15 protein-coding genes, 1 tRNA gene and 1 pseudogene are annotated in these 16,409 nt (G+C 69.1%); 9 read left to right on the top strand and 8 right to left on the bottom strand.

Annotated features, from left to right (window positions below; all coding sequences use genetic code 11):
* A pseudogene (locus tag EEJ31_RS13540) lies at positions 1 to 765 on the bottom strand (hypothetical protein); the annotation flags it as partial.
* Between the two features lie 80 nt (positions 766 to 845).
* On the bottom strand, positions 846 to 1,916 hold the full coding sequence (locus tag EEJ31_RS13535; protein WP_123046811.1) for a hypothetical protein: 1,071 nt from the start codon (positions 1,914 to 1,916) through the stop codon (positions 846 to 848).
* 118 nt (positions 1,917 to 2,034) lie between these two features.
* Between EEJ31_RS13535 and EEJ31_RS13530 the strand changes: the two genes are divergently transcribed.
* A complete protein-coding gene (locus tag EEJ31_RS13530; RefSeq protein ID WP_233563915.1) occupies positions 2,035 to 2,940 on the top strand; it encodes an NAD(P)-dependent oxidoreductase in 906 nt (301 codons plus the stop codon).
* 15 nt (positions 2,941 to 2,955) lie between these two features.
* On the opposite strand, the gene EEJ31_RS13525 is transcribed toward EEJ31_RS13530, so the two are convergent.
* From EEJ31_RS13525 to EEJ31_RS13505, 5 genes are all read right to left on the bottom strand, one after another.
* Positions 2,956 to 3,885, bottom strand: coding sequence for a sugar phosphate isomerase/epimerase family protein (locus tag EEJ31_RS13525; protein WP_123046809.1), 930 nt, complete (start codon positions 3,883 to 3,885; stop codon positions 2,956 to 2,958).
* Positions 3,882 to 5,042, bottom strand: a complete 1,161-nt coding sequence (locus EEJ31_RS13520) for a dihydrodipicolinate synthase family protein (protein WP_123046808.1) — start codon at positions 5,040 to 5,042, stop codon at positions 3,882 to 3,884. The genes EEJ31_RS13525 and EEJ31_RS13520 overlap by 4 nt, the downstream gene beginning before the upstream one ends.
* 12 nt (positions 5,043 to 5,054) lie before the next feature.
* The gene (locus EEJ31_RS13515) at positions 5,055 to 6,182 is read right to left on the bottom strand and encodes a Gfo/Idh/MocA family protein (RefSeq protein ID WP_123046818.1); all 1,128 of its coding nucleotides are present in this window, start codon (positions 6,180 to 6,182) and stop codon (positions 5,055 to 5,057) included.
* 337 nt (positions 6,183 to 6,519) lie between these two features.
* Complete coding sequence (locus EEJ31_RS13510; RefSeq protein WP_123046807.1) at positions 6,520 to 7,554, bottom strand: LacI family DNA-binding transcriptional regulator; 1,035 nt, start codon at positions 7,552 to 7,554, stop codon at positions 6,520 to 6,522.
* Positions 7,555 to 7,581: 27 nt separating this feature from the next.
* On the bottom strand, positions 7,582 to 8,466 hold the full coding sequence (locus EEJ31_RS13505) for a glycoside hydrolase family 25 domain-containing protein (protein WP_233563914.1): 885 nt from the start codon (positions 8,464 to 8,466) through the stop codon (positions 7,582 to 7,584).
* 143 nt (positions 8,467 to 8,609) lie between these two features.
* On the opposite strand from EEJ31_RS13505, the gene EEJ31_RS13500 reads away from it, so the two are divergent.
* The 4 genes from EEJ31_RS13500 to EEJ31_RS13485 all read left to right on the top strand — a co-directional run bounded on the left by EEJ31_RS13500 (position 8,610) and on the right by EEJ31_RS13485 (position 11,463).
* Positions 8,610 to 8,682 (top strand) — tRNA-Arg (locus EEJ31_RS13500).
* A 382-nt stretch (positions 8,683 to 9,064) separates the two neighbouring features.
* Positions 9,065 to 10,036 (top strand): dihydroorotate dehydrogenase, encoded by a 972-nt coding sequence (locus tag EEJ31_RS13495; RefSeq protein ID WP_123046805.1) that lies wholly within the window; start codon positions 9,065 to 9,067, stop codon positions 10,034 to 10,036.
* Positions 10,037 to 10,107: 71 nt separating this feature from the next.
* Positions 10,108 to 10,542: a hypothetical protein gene (locus EEJ31_RS13490; protein ID WP_123046804.1), complete on the top strand. Its 435-nt coding sequence runs from the start codon at positions 10,108 to 10,110 to the stop codon at positions 10,540 to 10,542.
* A gap of 51 nt (positions 10,543 to 10,593) precedes the next feature.
* Positions 10,594 to 11,463 (top strand): iron-sulfur cluster-binding protein, encoded by an 870-nt coding sequence (locus tag EEJ31_RS13485; RefSeq protein WP_123046803.1) that lies wholly within the window; start codon positions 10,594 to 10,596, stop codon positions 11,461 to 11,463.
* Here EEJ31_RS13485 and EEJ31_RS13480 read toward each other — a convergent pair.
* A complete protein-coding gene (locus EEJ31_RS13480; RefSeq protein WP_123046802.1) occupies positions 11,460 to 12,221 on the bottom strand; it encodes an IclR family transcriptional regulator in 762 nt (253 codons plus the stop codon). The genes EEJ31_RS13485 and EEJ31_RS13480 overlap by 4 nt on opposite strands.
* A 187-nt stretch (positions 12,222 to 12,408) precedes the next feature.
* Here EEJ31_RS13480 and EEJ31_RS13475 point away from each other — a divergent pair, with 187 nt between their 5' ends.
* From EEJ31_RS13475 to EEJ31_RS13460, 4 genes are all read left to right on the top strand, one after another.
* Positions 12,409 to 13,170 carry a maleate cis-trans isomerase family protein gene (locus EEJ31_RS13475; RefSeq protein WP_158603966.1) on the top strand — a complete coding sequence of 254 codons (762 nt, stop codon included), beginning with the start codon at positions 12,409 to 12,411 and terminating at the stop codon, positions 13,168 to 13,170.
* Entirely contained in the window at positions 13,170 to 13,919 is a 750-nt protein-coding gene (locus tag EEJ31_RS13470) for an SDR family NAD(P)-dependent oxidoreductase (protein WP_123046800.1), read from the top strand. The genes EEJ31_RS13475 and EEJ31_RS13470 overlap by 1 nt, the downstream gene beginning before the upstream one ends.
* Positions 13,920 to 13,947: 28 nt before the next feature.
* The gene (locus tag EEJ31_RS13465) at positions 13,948 to 14,940 is read left to right on the top strand and encodes an ornithine cyclodeaminase family protein (RefSeq protein WP_123046799.1); all 993 of its coding nucleotides are present in this window, start codon (positions 13,948 to 13,950) and stop codon (positions 14,938 to 14,940) included.
* Between the two features lie 164 nt (positions 14,941 to 15,104).
* Positions 15,105 to 16,376, top strand: a complete 1,272-nt coding sequence (locus EEJ31_RS13460) for an MFS transporter (protein WP_233563913.1) — start codon at positions 15,105 to 15,107, stop codon at positions 16,374 to 16,376.
* Positions 16,377 to 16,409 lie beyond the last annotated feature (33 nt).

The following is a 16,409-nucleotide window of genomic DNA, read 5'->3' as shown; positions in this document are numbered from 1 at the left end:
CGTGAGTGATGAGTCAACGTCGACGGTTGTCGTGTCGTCGGCCGCCGTGGCCGGCGCCGCGTCCGAGGAACGTGTCGTCGACGTGTCGCCCAGAAGGCTGATGGCGTTGCCCTCGACGCTTACCGGGGTGTCGGCGTCGGGCGCGACCTGCGTGCCCGATGCGGTGCCGTCGGTGCCGTCGGTCGTTGCCGGAGCGTCACCGCTGGTGGTGTTGCTCGTGCCGTTGGCCGAGGAACCAGTCGTCGACGTGTCACCGAGCAGGCTGATGGCGTTGCCCTCGACGCTTACCGGGCTGTCGGCGTCGGGCGCGACCTGCGTGCCCGATGCGGTGCCGTCGGTTCCGTCGGTCGTGGCCGGAGCCGAGTTGCCAGCGGTGCTGTTGCTGCCGTTGGCCGAGGAGCCGCTCGTCGAGGTGTCTCCGAGGAGGCTGATGGCGTTGCCGTCGACCGTGACCGGGGCGGCGGCATCCGGTGCGATCTGCGTGCCCGATGCGATGCCGTCGCTGCCGCTTGTCGTCGCGCCGCCAGTGTCGGTGCCCGACGGTGTGGCATCCGTCGTCGAACCCGAACTGGAGGAGTCGCCGAGCAATGAGATGGCATTGCCGTCGACGACGACCGGGGCTGCGAGGTCGGGAGCGACCTGACTGCCCGAGGCGACGCCGTTCTCACCCGACGTCTCTGCGGCGTTGGCCGCTCCTACGCCGAGGAGCGACAAGCCCCCGACGAACAGGGCGCAATAGAGCCCCCTTTTGACAAAAGAATTCATGATGAACATTTCTCCTTGACTGAAACTGAATGCCCATGAGGGCGGGTCTGCGTGCTGCCGAAAGCGGCAGGGCAGACCGGTCAGTCAGGAGTGGAGCCGGGCTCGAAGGCTATGCCGCCGCACCAGCTGGTGTCGGCGAGTGTGGACAACGCCAGCCCCCACCCCGGGCGGGGAAGGATGCCAGCGGGAAGAAGGGCGGGAGACCCGGAACCCGCACCGGCTCCGGACGAGGCGCTGGACCCCGCACCAACCAGGACTGCCGGCGGACCGCCGAGTGGGAGGCCCGGGCTGCGGTCAAGGGGGAGAGGGACAGCGGATGCGAAGCCGATGCTCTCGAGAGGGCCGGCACCCCGCCCCGCGCCACCAGGGAGGGACCGGAAGAGCGGAGTCCCGCGTGCTGCAGTGAGGTCACGTGGGGCCGTGGCGAACACATCCGGCACATCCGGCACGTAAGCACCGGGCAGGGCGATGGGCAGCGGAACGGGCTGCGGGGAGGGGCCGAAGACGACCTGCTCGAGCAGGTCGACGGCCGCGCCGGGTAGATCATCGACAGTGCCGGGGTGGAGCGGCGCCAGCACATCGGACGATTCCAGCAGGTCCGACACCGGTTGGGCTGCCTGGCCGAGGAGAATGCCCGCGGGCTCCGCAGCGGCTTTTTCAATGCTCTGGGCGGAATCCAGCGCCGCACCGAGGACGCTCATTGCGGGTGTGGTGACGACGGTTGCCTCATCCGCGACATCCGTGAGGACATCGTCGGCCGCCGGGGCCGCCGGGGCCGCCGGGGTTTCGGCGGGGGCGGGAAGAGCCGGTACCGCGCGAAGCGCGGGCACTACGACATCCGCGACGTCGTCCACGGCGCTCTCGACCGCCCGGGACGACGGAGCAGTGTGCGACGGCACGGGAGCGGCGCCCTCCGATGGAACCGGCCCCGTGGCATCCGTCGGCAGGTCAGCGGAGCCCAGCGCATCTGACACCTCGGTGACGACGGCGGAAACAAGAGACGGCGCATCGTCTTCGGCGGCGCTTGCAGGGGAGTGCCCGGAGAGCAGGCTGAGCGTGACGAACCCGGCACCGACGAGCGCACCAAGCAAGGCTTTGTGCAGCGCGCCGCACGCGAGTTTGCGCGGTGCCTGCTCCGACGCTTCGTCCACTCTTCACCCCCCGATGGGCTCAGTGACTCCGAGCAAAGCACCGAGCGGACGAATTCGCCACCCCTTGCTCGGGAATTGCCGCCGCGCCGACGCGTCTCGAAGTCGCTACGGTGTCAACGTGGAATCGATCATCACGGCAGACGACATCGCGGTACTTGGCCTGGGGCCGATGGGAATGCCGATGGCGCGCAATCTCATCACTGCCTTCGGCCGGATCACAGTGTGGAACCGCACCGCGGCCGTCGCCGATCGTCTCGCCGACACGGCCACCGTCGCGCCCGACGTGGCGGCCGCAGCCCGCCCGATCGTGCTGACCGTTCTTCCCGACCTGCCGCAGGTGGAGTCGCTGCTCGACGAGCTTCGCTCCGGGTGGGCGTCGGCGGGAATCGACGACCCGATCCTCGTCGTCCACGGCACCGTCTCACCGCCGCGCGTTGCTGAGCTCGCCGCACATCTCGCTTCGGACGGCATCCGCGTTGTCGACGCCCCCGTGAGCGGCGGCCCGATCGGAGCTGCGGCCGGCACCCTGAGCGTGATGGTGGGCGGGGACGCCGACGCCGTCCGGCGCCTTGGACCGGTCTTCGCGGCTCTCGGCGCAACGGTGCGGCACCTCGGCCCGAGCGGCAGCGGCGCCCTCGCCAAACTGTGCAACCAGGTGGTGGTCGCTGCGACCGTCGCAGCAGTTGCCGAGGCGACCGTCCTTGCGGAGGCCGGGGGGCTTCCGCTCGAGCCGCTCTTCGAACTGCTCTCCGGCGGGCTGGCCGGCTCCGAGGTCCTCCGGCAGAAGGGGGAACGCTACCGCACCCGGGACTTCGCCGGCGGCGGCAGCGCACTCAACCAGCTGAAGGAACTGCGTTTCACGATGGAAACGGCAGACGCCCGCCAGCTCAGCCTGCCGGTCGCCGCCGCGACCACAACGCTGTTCGAGCGCATGGTGGCGGACGGGGCCGGGTCGCTCGACCACACGGGCGTGCTCGGCACGGTCGAGCAGATGTGCGGCGAGAGGATGTCGGACGAGCCCTGACCGGGGCCCCCGCGTCTACACCTGGAGGGCAGGCACCCCGACCGCGGGAGCCTCGACGTCGGCAGCCGCGAGAGCAGCGACCGCTGGATCGACGGGAACCGCCGCCGCAAATGCGTCGATCGTGCGCCGCACGGTCTCCGCGGCCGGAGCATCCCAAATCGCCTGGTTGAAGATCTCCACCTCGATATCGCCGGTGTAACCGCCATCGAGCACGGCGCGCGTCATGGGCGCGAAATCGATGTGGCCCTCGCCCGGCTGGCCCCGCCCGAGCAGCACATCCGCTGGCAGGGGAGTCAGCCAGTCGCAGACCTGGTAACTGGCGATCCGGCGCCCCGCAGCAGCGCGTGCGATCTGGTTCAGCACCTGCGGGTCCCACCAGATGTGGTACGTGTCGACGATGGCGCCCACCGCTTCGGCGGGGAACTGCTCGGCGATGTCGAGAGCCTGCCCGAGGGTCGAGACCACGGCGCGGTCGGCGGCGAACAACGGATGCAGCGGCTCGACACCCAGCGTCACCCCGGCCGCGATGGCGTCCGGCACCAGTTCGGCGATGGCGTCCTGCACGCGAGAACGGGCGCCCGCCAGGTCCTTCGATCCCTCCGGAAGCGCGCCGGCGACGAGCACCAACACCGCCGCCGACCCGTCGGCGCCAGCGGCGGCGAGTGTGACCGTCTCCTCGATGGCGCGGCGGTTGTCGTCGATGGCCCGACGGCGCTCCGGGCCCTCCGGCGCGGTGAAGAAGCCGGCCCGGCAGAGGCTCGAGAAACGCAGCCCGGAGGCGGTGAGCCGCGTCGCCGCCTGGGCCAGGCCCACCTCGGCCACGGGCTCCCGCCAGAGTCCAATGGAGCGGATGCCGGCATCCGCTGTGAGCGCCAGCGCCTCATCGAAGGAGGCGTACTTGATGGTCGCCTGGTTGAGCGACAGGCGAGGGTGGGCGTGGCTCATAGTTCGACTCCGTTCAGGGTCAGCAGCTGGTGCCATCTGGCGACCGCGAGCTCGGGTCGCTCGAGCGCACCGGCCGCGTTGGCGAGGCGCACGATGTCGGAGAGGTGCGGGAGGCTGCGGGCGGAGTGCAGGCCGCCGATCATGCTGAACGCCGCCTGGTGGCCGTTCAGCCACGACAGGAAGGCGACGCCGGTCTTGTAGTAGAAGGTCGGCGCGGCGAAGATCTGGCGCGAGAGCGCCTCGGTCGGCCCGAGGATGCGCCGGTACGCGTCGGCGTCGCCGCGCCCCAGCGACTGGATCGCCGCCGACGCGTTGGGGGCCACCGCCGCAAACGCACCCAGGAGGGCGTCGGAGTGCGCGACGCCATCGCCCTCGATGAGGCGGACATAGTTGAAGTCGTCACCGGTGCAGAGGGTGGCCGTCGCGGGCAGCCGGGAGCGCACCGAGATTTCGTGGTCGGCGTCGAGCAGGCTCATCTTGATGCCGCGCACCGCCGCCTGGTTGTCGTCGATGATGCGCAACACGGTCGCGGAGGACTCATCGAAATCGCGGGACCCGAAGTAGCCGGCGAGCGTGGGGTCGAAGACCTCGCCGAGCCAGTGCAGCGTGACGGGCGTCGTGGCCGCGCTGAGCACCTCCCGGTACACGCGCACGTAGTCGTCGGCGGTTTCGGCGGCCCGGGCGAGATGGCGGCTGGCCATCAGCACCACGCCCGCCCCAGCATCCTCGGTGAAATGCAGTTGTTCCTTGTAGGCGTCGATGACGGCGTCGAGCGGGATGCGCTCCTCGGCCACGTGGTCGGTGTTCACGCCCACGACCAGGCGGCCGTTCACGCTGCGCGCCTCCGCGGCGCTGCGCGTGATGAGCTCCCGGGTAGCGCGGGCGTCGAGGCCCATGTTGCGCTGCGCGGTGTCCATGGCGTCGGCGACGCCGAGGCCCCACGACCAGATGTGGTGGCGGAAGGCGAGCGTGGCGTCCCAGTCGATGTCAGCCGGCTGCCCCGGGGTGTTGTCGCCCCACGGCTTCGGCACGACATGCGCGGCCGCGTAGGCGGTGCGGGCCGTCAGCGGATGCCGCGGCCGCTCGAACGCGGGCGCCGCGTTCAGCTCGGCGTGGGTGACCTCACCGGCGGGGGAGAGGAGGGGGAGCGTGGTCATGCGTGTGCCTCGCTAGCCGATGCTGACGACGGGCAGCTCGACGCGGCATCCGCTCTCGGAGCTTGCCAGCCCCTTCTCGGCGAGCAGCACGCCGCGGGCGCCGGCGAGGAAGTCGAACCGGTTGGGTCCGTCGTCGACGACGTGGCGGATGAACTCCTCCCACTGCGTCTTGAACCCGTTCTCGAACACGTCGTTCTCGGGGACCTCGATCCAGTCGGCCGCGTAGTCGTGGCCATCGGGAATGTCGGGGTTCCAGGTGGGCTTGGGTGTGGCGTTCCGCGGCTGGATCTTGCAGCCGAACAGGCCGACCACGGCGCTCCCGTGCGTGCCGTCGACCTGGAATTCGACGAGCTCGTCGCGGTTGACGCGCACGGTCCAGCTGGAGTTGAGCTGCGCGACGATGCCGCCCTCGAGTTCGAAGATGCCGTAGGCCGCGTCATCCGCCGTCGCCCGGTAGGTGGTGCCCGCCTCGTCGACGCGGAGGGGGATGTGGGTGGTGGCCTGCGCGTAGACGCTCTCGACGCGGCCGAAGAGGTTCTCGAGCACGTAGTTCCAGTGCGGGAACATGTCGACGATGATGCCGCCGCCGTCTTCGCTGCGGTAGTTCCAGCTCGGGCGCTGGGCCGGCTGCCAGTCGCCCTCGAAGACCCAGTAGCCGAACTCGCCGCGCACCGAGAGGATCTGACCGAAGAAGCCGGAGTCGATCAGGCGGCGGAGCTTGCGGAAACCGGGAAGGTAGAGCTTGTCGTGAACGACGCCGTTCTTGATGCCGGCCTCCTTCGCCAGCCGCGCCAGTTCGAGCGCCTCCTCATAGCTCTCGGCCGTGGGCTTCTCGGTGTAGATCGCCTTGCCGGCCGCGATGGCCTTCTTGATGGCGGGCACGCGCGCCTTGGTCACGAGGAAGTCGGCGTAGATCTGCCAGCGGTTGTCGGCGAGGGCGGCGTCGAGGTCGGTCGTGTAGTGCTCGATGTCGTGCTTGTCGGCGAGCTCCTTGAGCTTCGCCTCGCTCCGCCCCACGAGGATCGGCTCCACCTGCACCCGGCTGCCGTCGGCGAGGAGCACCCCGCCCTGCTCGCGGATCGCGAGGATCGAACGAAGCAGGTGCTGGCGGTAGCCCATCCGCCCGGAGGCTCCGTTCATGATGATTCCGACGGTCTGTGCTGCCACGTGAGTGTCCTTTGCGTACTGGCCTCGGCGACGAGGTTGGGAAAGCGTTTACCCGAGCGTATTGCACGACGGGCGAATCGGCAAGACGCGCCGCAAGACGCGCCCCCACTCCCGGTAATGCGGGTTGAACGCCGCTACGCGCGTTGAATTCAGCCCGCGTAGCGGCGTTCAACCCGCGGAGCTGTGAGCGAGCCGCGAAGCACGCACAGGGACGCGAGCTGGTTCTGAGGGAGCTCGTTTCGCCCAGGGAGGCTGACGGTGTGGTGTGCTGCTTGCAGGACGTGCTGGGGGGCACGGCGCCCGGCCGCGCTTACCGCTGCGGAGTGCTCTCCCGCACGACGACGCTCGTGGCGACCGGCGTGGTAGTCGCGTCGCCCGAGCGCTTCGATACCGCCACCGACAGGGCCAGCTCGCCCACGTCTTCCATCGGAACGTGCACCGTGGTGAGGGCTGGCGAGACATCCTGAACGGTCGGAATGTCGTCGAAGCCGGCCACGGCGATGTCACGACCGGGAACCCGTCCCGCTGCGCGGAAGGCCGAGAGGGCGCCGACCGCCATCACGTCGTTCAGCGCGAACACGCAGTCGACCTCATCGATGCCGCGATCGAGCAGCTCCATCGCCCCGGCATAGCCGCCGTCGCGTGTGAACTCGCTGCGCACCACGTGCTCGTCCGTGATCGCGAGGTCGCGTTCGGCGAGCCCTTGCCGGAAGCCGCCGAGGCGGTGCTTGACCGTCAGCAGCGCATCCGTTGCGGCAATGGCCGCGAAGCGCCGGTACCCGCGGTCGACGAGGGCGTGGGCGAGCAGGCGCGCACCCTCGTAGTTGTCGAGCACGACCGTGTCGAAGGGGAGCTCGCCCTGGCTCACCATGACCACCCGGCCGCCGTTCGCCTCGAACGCCGTGAGTTCGTCGACCAAGGCCTGTTCGTTGTCCTGGTCGGCCGAGCGGGAGCCGGTGAGGATCATGATGCGGGGCCGTTGGCCGCGCAGTGCGCGCACGAGCTCGAGCTCTCGGGCCGAGTCGCGGCCGGTGACGGCGATGGTGACCACGAGCCCTGCATCGTCGGATGCGCGGATCACGCCGGCGGCGATCGACGAGAAGTAGGGGTCGGCGATGTCACTGACGAGCAGGGCGACCGTGTTGGTGCTGCCCTTGGCCACGGCCTGGGCGGAGAGGTTGGGGCTGTAGTTCAGCCGCGCTGCGGCCGCCAGGACGCGCTCCCGGTACGAGTCGTTGACCTTCCGGTCGCTGCCGTTGAGGGCGCGAGACGCCGTGGCGAGCGATACACCTGCCTCGCGGGCGACATCAAGGAGCGTCGCAGGGGACCGGTTGATTTCCGTCACGCCGTTCTTTCGTTCTTGCGTTCCGGCTCAGATGCAGGAGACGTTGACGTCCAGATTACGCGAGATGAACTGCGTGAGCGTGACCGTGCCGCCGGCGGTGAGCGGTGCGGCGGCGCACATCGCCTTCGCCGTCTTCTCCGAGCTTGCACCCGGGAGCCAGCTCGGCAGGCCGCGCAGCACGCTCGACTCCGGCAGCGGGCCGACGATCTGGTTCCACATGGAGGCGGTGGAATACAGCCCCACGCGGGCGCCGACGCTGTGGAACATGGCGGTCATGCCCTCGAGGTCGGCTGCGTTGGCCGTTCGATCCATGGACCAGGTGTTCTCCGTCTCGACGTCGAGCCACCAGGTGTAGTGCGAGGGCTGGTCCACGCCGCGCAGGTAGACGTCATCCCATGCCTTGGCGTACCCGTACATGTAGGCGCACGCGGGGTCGTAAGCACCCTCGCACGTTCCGTAGGGGTTGTCGACGGCGGCGTCGCTGCTGAGCGGGTAGACATTGGACGTCGGCCACCAGGTTCCGCCGGAACCGGCAAAGCCCGGGTTGGCGGTGTTGACGTACAGCGCCACCTTGGGCTGCACCGTGGCTCCCGTGGAGGTCTCCGCCCACGCGAGCTCGCTGTCGAAGCACGGGTTCGTGTCGTTCGCGAGGCCCCCGGTGACGCCCACGATCGCGAACGCCTGCCCGCTCGGCAGCGTGCGTCCGCACTGGGGCCAGGAGACGTCGTTGCCGAGGAGGGTCGCACCGGGCTTTGGTGTGCTGTGCGTGCTGGTCTGGGGTGCGTCGCCGCGATCCGGCTTGAAGGCGAAGCTGGTGTGCGAGCTCGCCGCGTTGGCCGCCTGCGCTCCGAGGAGCGGGAGGCTCACGCTGGCGAGGGCAATCGCCACCACGCTCAGCATCCGAGTACGCATCCGGTAAGTATGAGGCATCGCCATGTGGGTTCACAAGGAATCGGCGCGGCTCCGGGTCGGCATCCGTCGCGCTCGAATCGGCCGGCCTCGTTTAGCTGATATAGTTTCTGAGTTGTCATTGAGCGGTTGCTCAGGGTGACATTGCGCCCGTAGCTCAACGGATAGAGCATCTGACTACGGATCAGAAGGTTGGGGGTTCGAATCCCTCCGGGCGCACACTGGTTGAGACAGTTCGAAGCGGCTCGCGAAAGCGGGCCGTTTTCGTTTAAGCCGATGTCGCGGTGTGCGCCCCCATGCACGTTTGGCCCATACCCCGCGATGGGGCGTTTCGTCGGCACGCGGGCTGAACGCCGCTTCGCGGGTTGAATTCAGCCCGCGCAGCGGCGTTCAACCCGCGGATCGCGCGGGGGAGGTCGCGCGGAGGTCGCGCTGGGAGGTCGCTCTGCGGGGGCCACTGGTGCGTGGAGGCGGCCGTGCTAGGCGGAACGCGGTCCGGGTGATAGTGTCGCAGTCTCAAATGAAAACCACTTCCGTTTTATGGAAGAGGTGAGAAGGAAACGTGGCGCAGGAGCCGGCGTTTCCGGAAGGAGGAGCCCCGATGTCACTGGCGACGCGCTTGTCCCCGCCCGCGCTCGACGACAGCCGGGGAGCCTTCTTCGACGCGAGGCCGCCCGCATCCGGTGACGTGGACCTGTCCGTCACGATCGGGTCGCTGACCCTCGCCAACCCGGTGATGCCGGCCTCCGGCTGCTTCGGGCCCGAACTCGGTCGCCTGATCCCGGTGGATGAGATCGGCGCAACCGTGACGAAGACGGTATTCGCGGGCTCGCGCGGCGGCAACCCCGCCCACCGCCTCACGGAGATCCCGGCCGGGATGGTCAACAGCGTCGGCATCCCGAGCAAGGGCCCGCGCGGCTACCTGAGCGACCTCCACCCGGCCTATGCCGAGCTGGGCGTTCCGGTCATCATCAGCGTTGGCGGGCATCGGCCCGACGAGTACGCGCCGATCGTGGCAGAGCTCGACGCCGCGGGAGCTGCCTTCGAGATCAACGTGTCCTGCCCCAATCTCGACCGGAACGGCGTCGACATCGGTGCCGATCCCGACGCCATCACGCAGGTGGTCGAGAGTGTGCGGGCCGTCACCGACAAGCCCCTGATCGTGAAGCTTCCGCCGATGGTGTCCTCCATCGTCGACTGCGCCAGGGCTGCGGAATCGGCCGGAGCCGACGCGCTCTGCGTCTCCAACTCGGTCCCGGCATTGCCGCTCGACTCCGTGACGCTGCGCCCCGCGCTCGGCAACGTGATCGGCGGTCTCACCGGCCCCAGCATGCGGCCCATCATCCTCCGTCTCGTGTGGCTGACGAGCACCTCGGTGCAGGTTCCCGTCATCGCCTGCGGCGGCATCGAGACGGCGAACGACGCCCTTGAATACTTCTCCGTCGGAGCCCGGGCCGTGCAGGTGGGGACGGCCAGCTTCTCGCGGCCCTACGCGATGGTGGATATCGTGCGCGAACTCACCCAGCGGTGTCGGGCCGCGGGAGCCACCACAGTCGCCCAGTTGGTGGGATGATCGCAGGCACGGCGATGGGCGCCTGCCCTCGCCGCCAGCCCTACAGAAGGCCCTATGGAAAGGAACCGACCATGACGAGCAGCCAGCACGCTTCGATCGCGCAGGCCGTGAGCGAGCTCACCGTGACGGAGGCCGACGGCTCGACCTGGATCGACATGTCGACTCGCCCCGACGCCATCGAGAACATCGGGCAGGCGGTCGCCCACGAGGTGAAGAACCTCGGAGCCGGCGCCGTCATCGGCTGGTTGAGTGCCGACGAGACCGTCCTCGCCCACATCGTGGCTCGTGAACTCGGCGTGCCGAGGGCCGTCATCGACGTCGACCTCGGCCTGCTCACGATCTCACCCGAGTTGCAACCGAACTGCGACGTTCTCGTTGTGGCCACCTCCCTCGACCAGTACCCGTCGCTCCAGGCCATCCGCACGGTCCTCGAGAGCAACGGGCACCACGTCGTAGCGGTGGTGAGCCTGGACGCCCAGTCCGGTCTCGAGTTCGCTGACGCATGACCCGACGCGGGGCGCCTGGCGCGCCCGCCGACTGAAACAGGAGGTGACGGAATGAGTTCGACGGGAACCGCCGGGCTGGAGGGCCTGGTCAGGGTGAGGCCGCCGGAAACCGGGCTGCGCCCGGAGCCGACGTGGGACGAAGCCGAAGTGGTGGCGCACGAGGTGATCGGGGGTCGCTATCACCGCCTGGTCCTCCACTCTCCGTCGATCGCGGCCCGCGCCGACGCCGGCCAGTTCGTCATGATCACGGTTCCCTCTGCCCCGGGGGAGCGTGTGCTGCTGCCCCGTCCAATGGCCATCCACCGCCGACGCGTCGCCACCGGCGACCTCGAGGTCATCTTCAACATCGTCGGCCGCGGCACCGACGTCCTGGCGAGAGCCGTCGAAGGGGACGCCCTCCTGCTCACCGGCCCCCTGGGCCGCGGCTTCGAGGTTCCCGACGGCGACGGCCCCGTACTTCTGATCGGCCGAGGCATCGGCGTCTGCGCGGTCATGGGTGTCGCGGAGGATGCCCAGGCCCAGGGCGTTCCCGTGCTCGCCGCGCTCAGCGGTCGCACTCGGGACACCGTGATCGGCGAAGCGGACTGTGACGAGCTCGGGGCCGAGCCGGTCATCGTCACCGACGAGGACGGCTCGAGCGCCATCGAAGCCCTCGAGACCATCCTGCGCACCCGGCTTGACGGCACGCCTCCCCGCGTGGTGATGGTGTGCGGATCGGGTCGCCTCACGCGCCTGGCCGTCGCCCTCGGCCGGGAGTGGAACGTGCCCGTTCAGGTCTCCCTCGAGGCGCACATGGCATGCGGGGTGGGGTACTGCCACGGATGTGCCGCACCGATCGCCGCCCGCGACGACGTGGAGGGTCCGCTCGTCTGCGTCGACGGCCCCGTGTTCGATGCGGGGGACTTCGACGAAGTCGCTTAGGCGTCCACCTTCGGGGTTCCCCCGATGGCGGCCTGGATGTCGGCGGCGGTCTCCGTCACGGCGCGGATGAATTCCTGCCGCGCCTCGGGCGGGCCGCTGCGCTCGCCGGGGGTGACCAGCGTGACACCCGCGATGATCGTGCCCGATGCATCCCGCACGGGGGCCGCCGTGGCCCACATGTCGACGTCGAACTCGTTGTCGCACACGTCGTATCCGTTGTGGCGGATCGCTTCGAGATGCTGCATGACCTCTCCGACATTGCCCGGGGTGGACGGACGCAGGCGCTCGAAGTCGTGCCCCTCCAGCAGCTCTTCGACCTGCTCGCGAGGGAAGTCGCTGTACAGCACCCGCGCGGAGGCCGCCGCGTGCAGCGGAACAGTCCGCCCGACCTGCACCGACAGGTGCAGCGGGCGACGGCTCTCGACGAGGGCGACGCACACCGCGCGGCCGTCGATCAGCTGGGTCAGCATGGCGGTCTCGTTGAAGCGCTGGCTCAACGCTGCCAGGTCGACGCCCGCGCTGTGTGCCAGCGTCTCCCGCCGCACCATGGCCGAGAGCCGCAGGAGGCGCCGGCCCGCGTAGTAGAGCAGCGAGACGCTGTCGCGACGGATGAAGCCCTGGACTTCCAGAGACTTCAGCAGACGGTGGGCGGTCGGCAGTGGCAGCTCCGCCTTCTCGCTGATGTCGGTGAGGGAGAGCCCGTCATGCGACTCGCCGATCATGGTGAGGAGATCGAGGGCCCGTACGAGTGCGCTCAATGGTCCGCCTTCCTCTGGGCCCGTCCAGTTCCCGGACGCCGACTGTTGCAAATGTTCCAGTTATATCGCTTCCGAAAGCGACGGGCGCAATCGGTTCGCATGCTCGTGGAAAAGTATGGAAGTGAATTCCGATTTATGAAAGTATGACATGCACCAGGTACCAGACACAGCGAAAGGCGAACAGGCGATGAAGGCTGAATTCGGTTGGCGAGGCAGGGTCGGGTTGATTCTTCCCGCCGATAACGTCGTGATGGAACCCGAGCTGGGCAGCCTGGCCGTCCCGGGGGTCAGCTTCCACGGACTCCGCATGACGTCGACCGTCCACGAGCAGATGCGCCAGCAGGCGATCGACCTCGGCGGCGTCCTCGACGAGATGGGGGTGGACGTGGCGGTCTACGCCTGCGCCGAGACCAGCTTCAACGCCGGCGCCGAGATGCGCGAGAACCTCTCATCGCTCATCGCCGACAACTGCCGGGTGCCGGTCGTCACCGCCACGAACGCCATGCTCGAAGCGATCGCCGCGGTCGGCATGCGCCGGGCATCCGTCGTCACGCCGTACGCCCCCGGCTCCGGCGCGCTGTTCGAGTCCACCCTGCGCGAGCACGGGGTCGACGTGCTGTCCGCGACGCACCGCGACTTCCGGCTTGAGGGCGGCGACCCGCGCGAGTGGTTCCACACCAACAGGCAGGACAGCCGCACGGTGCGGGAGATGGCGCGTGCCGTCGTGCACCCGGATGCTGACGGCCTGATCGTCTCGGCCACCAATTTCCCGGCGCTCGGCGCCGTACAGGAACTGGAAGCCGAACTCGGCATCCCCGTCGTCACGAGCAACCAGAGCATCCTCTGGTGGTGCCTCACCCGTCTCGGTCTCGACACGGCCGAACTTCCCCTGCACGACCTCGGTCGCCTGTTCGCGGAGCCCCTGTCTGCCGCAGGTGGCGGCCGCTGATGAGGCTCGAGGGCAAGAGGGTCCTGATCACCGGCGCGGCCGGCGGAATCGGCTCGGCGCTCGCGAACGGCATGGCGCGCGAGGGCGCATCCGTGGCCCTGCACGCCCGACGTGACGACGCCGCGTTCGGCCTCCGGGACGAATTGGCCGCTTCGGGGGCCACCGTCGCCGTGGTCTCCGGTGATGTCAGCTCCGGCCCCGCGGCCCGGTTGCTGGTGGAGCGAGCGATCACCCGCCTCGGCGGGCTCGACATCCTGGTGAACAACGCGGGAGTGATGAACACCACACCGTTCCTGGAGCTGCAGGACGAGGAGTGGTCGCGCGTGATCGACACGAACCTCAGCGGATACTTCTACGTGGGTCAGGCAGCGGCCCGGCACATGGCGGCGAACGGGGGCGGGAGCATCATCAACGTCTCCTCCACCCGGCAGGTACAGGCGAACCCCGGCAACACGGCCTACGCGTCGGCGAAGGGGGGCGTTGCCATGCTCACCCGGTCGATGGCGCTCGAGCTGGCCGAGCACGGCGTCCGCGTCAACAGCATCGCCCCGGGAAGTTTCGTCACCGACCTGAACCGGCACTACCTCGAAGACCCCGATGTCGCCCGCTCCCGCATCGCGCGGATTCCCGCGGGACGGTTCGGCCGCACGGAAGAGCTGGTCGGCGCCGTCGTCTACCTGGCCTCCGAAGAGGCATCCTTCACCACGGGCGCTTCGATCATGATCGACGGCGGACAGACCCTGTGGTGAGCATCGGGGCGACCAGCGGCGGCCCGGCATGCTGATCCTCACCGCCTCCGACGTCTCCGAGGTCTTCGGCATGCGCGAGGCCTTCGAGTCCGTGCGGGAGGCGGCCGTGGCGCACGTCGAGGCCCGCACGGCCGTTCCACCCCGCGTGGCATTGCGAACGGCCGAGACCGACGGCGAATTCCTCGTGATGCCGGGCGTCGTCGACGCATCCGTGTTTGGAACGAAGGTGTGGTTCGCGTTCCCCGAGGCGCACGGGTCGGTCCCCGCCACCGCCGCCATGATCCTGCTCGTCGACCCGGGCAGCGGCCAGGAGGTGCTGATGGACGGCAGCGTCATCACCGACATGCGCACCGGAGCCATGACCGGTCTCGCCGCCGAGCGCCTCGCGCCGGAGGGCGCCACCACCCTCGCCGTCATCGGTACCGGCATCCAGGCCAGGACCCAGGCGCTCGCCCTCCTCCACGCCCTCCCGGCGATCGAGACGATCAGGGTCACCTCCCGAAGCGCGGACCGCCGGCAGCGGTTCGCGGGCGGCCTCGCCGCGGAGGTCGCCCGTGAGCACCGGGATCGCGCAGTGCGGGTGGTCGCCGTCGACGACGGTGAGGGCGCCGTGGCCGGCGCACAGGTCGTCGTCGCCGCAACCACTTCCGCCGTGCCCGTGATCGAGGATTCCTGGCTGGACGGCGATGTGCTGGTGTGCAGCGTGGGCAGCCACGACCCGCGCAGCGCGGAGATAGCGCCGGCGACCGTGGGCCGGGCGTCCACCGTCGTCGTCGACACCTACGTGGGCGGCGCCACCGGCGCCGGCGATGTGTCGGGCCCCATCGCATCCGGCCTGCTGGATCCGGGCAGCGTGATCGAGCTCGGCGATCTCCTGCTGGGCCGCCGGTCGCCGTCTCGGGTCGGCGTGCGGATCTTCAAGTCCGTGGGCTTCGCCGCGGCCGATGTCGCGTGCGCGCGTGCCGTCCTCACAGCCGCCCGAAAGCGGCGGCTCGGACGCGACGTCGCCCTGCACTCCTAGCCCGGTCGTCGTGGCTGCAGAACATCCGCTGGCACATTTAACAACTTGTTAACAGAAACGGCCCGTTTCAGCTTGCGTCAGGGGACCGGGGAGGTCAGACTGATGCCCTAGCTTCGGAAGACGGTTCCGAATAATGGAAGTGCCGGTCCCACAAAGGAGTAGATATGACCAGCAAGGCAGACACCGCCGCACCGATGGATGTGGCCGAACTCGAACGAACCCGGGCCGAGAGGAAGTACGGCCGTAAGGCGATCTTCTCCTCCGCCTTGGGGTACGGTCTCGACGGCTTCGACCTCCTCGTCCTGAGTTTCGCACTGCCCGGCATCATCGCCACGCTGCACCTCACGAACACGGCGGCCGCCTCGCTCGCCACCATCACCCTCATCGGCGCCGTCATCGGCGGCATCGTGTTCGGCGTTCTCGCGGACCGCTTCGGACGCGTGAAGATGCTGAGCTACTCCGTCATCTTCTTCGCCGTCTTCACCGGCCTCGCGGCGCTCGCCCAGGGCTACACCGACCTCGCCATCTACCGCTTCCTTGCGGGTATCGGCATCGGCGGTGAGTTCGGCATCGGCATGACGCTCGCGGCCGAGGCGGTGCCTGCCAAGCTGCGCGCCCGGGCCACCTCATGGGTCGGCATCGGCTTCCAGTGCGGCGTGCTGGCCGCGGCGTTCCTGTCTGCCCCGATCATCTCGGCGTTCGGCTGGCGCGGCCTGTTCGTCGTCGGCGCGTTCCCCGCGATCATCGCGCTCGTTCTCCGCAAGAAGCTGCAGGAGTCGCCCAAGTTCCTCCAGCGCCAGGCCCAGACCGCCGAGAACAACCTCGCCCCGGTCTCCTCGGTGCGCTCGCTCCGGATGCTCGTGGCCGACAAGGAGACAGTCGGCATCAGCATCGGAATGCTCGTTCTGAACTCGGTGCAGAACTTCGGCTACTACGGCATCATGATCTGGCTGCCCTCGTACCTCAGCACCCGCTTCGGGTTCAGCCTGCTCGGTTCCGCCACCTGGACCGCCGTCACCGTGATCGGCATGATGGCAGGAATGGTCGCCTTCGGTTACGTCGCCGACCGCCTCGGCCGTCGCAAGGCCTTCTGGATCTTCCAGGTCGGCGCCGCCCTCTCGGTGCTCGTCTACAGCCAGCTGACGGACCCGACCGCGCTGCTCATCGGTGGCTTCATCATGGGCGCCTTCGCCGACGGCATGCTCGGCGGCTATGGCACCCTGATGGCGGAGTACTACCCGACCGAGGCTCGCGCTACGGCCCAGAACGTGCTGTTCAACCTCGGCCGCGCGGTCGGCGGCTTCGCGCCGGTGGTCATCGCCATCATCGCCGCGTCGCACGGCTTCGGTTTCGCCCTCGCGGTGCTCCCGGCGATTTATGTGCTGGCGTTCTTCGCGATGTTCCTGCTGCCGGAACGCAAGCACATCGAGCTCTGAACCGGGCATCACGACCCCGGCACGCTGACGGAA

It is taken from the genome of Cryobacterium tepidiphilum (assembly GCF_003716325.1).
In the GTDB taxonomy this organism is placed as follows: Bacteria; Actinomycetota; Actinomycetes; order Actinomycetales; family Microbacteriaceae; genus Cryobacterium; species Cryobacterium tepidiphilum.
Note: the sequence above shows the minus strand (reverse complement) of the source record. Positions and strands in the feature narration are given on the sequence as shown.

Coding starts and splice junctions, on each gene's coding strand:
- EEJ31_RS13470 (WP_123046800.1), top strand. CDS start 13,170: ATGAGGCTCGAGGGCAAGAGGGTCCTGATCACCGGCGCGGCCGGCGGA.
- EEJ31_RS13485 (WP_123046803.1), top strand. CDS start 10,594: ATGAGTTCGACGGGAACCGCCGGGCTGGAGGGCCTGGTCAGGGTGAGG.
- EEJ31_RS13495 (WP_123046805.1), top strand. CDS start 9,065: ATGTCACTGGCGACGCGCTTGTCCCCGCCCGCGCTCGACGACAGCCGG.
- EEJ31_RS13465 (WP_123046799.1), top strand. CDS start 13,948: ATGCTGATCCTCACCGCCTCCGACGTCTCCGAGGTCTTCGGCATGCGC.
- EEJ31_RS13515 (WP_123046818.1), bottom strand. CDS start 6,182: ATGAACGGAGCCTCCGGGCGGATGGGCTACCGCCAGCACCTGCTTCGT.
- EEJ31_RS13460 (WP_233563913.1), top strand. CDS start 15,105: ATGACCAGCAAGGCAGACACCGCCGCACCGATGGATGTGGCCGAACTC.
- EEJ31_RS13475 (WP_158603966.1), top strand. CDS start 12,409: ATGAAGGCTGAATTCGGTTGGCGAGGCAGGGTCGGGTTGATTCTTCCC.
- EEJ31_RS13505 (WP_233563914.1), bottom strand. CDS start 8,466: ATGCGTACTCGGATGCTGAGCGTGGTGGCGATTGCCCTCGCCAGCGTG.
- EEJ31_RS13490 (WP_123046804.1), top strand. CDS start 10,108: ATGACGAGCAGCCAGCACGCTTCGATCGCGCAGGCCGTGAGCGAGCTC.
- EEJ31_RS13525 (WP_123046809.1), bottom strand. CDS start 3,885: ATGAGCCACGCCCACCCTCGCCTGTCGCTCAACCAGGCGACCATCAAG.
- EEJ31_RS13520 (WP_123046808.1), bottom strand. CDS start 5,042: ATGACCACGCTCCCCCTCCTCTCCCCCGCCGGTGAGGTCACCCACGCC.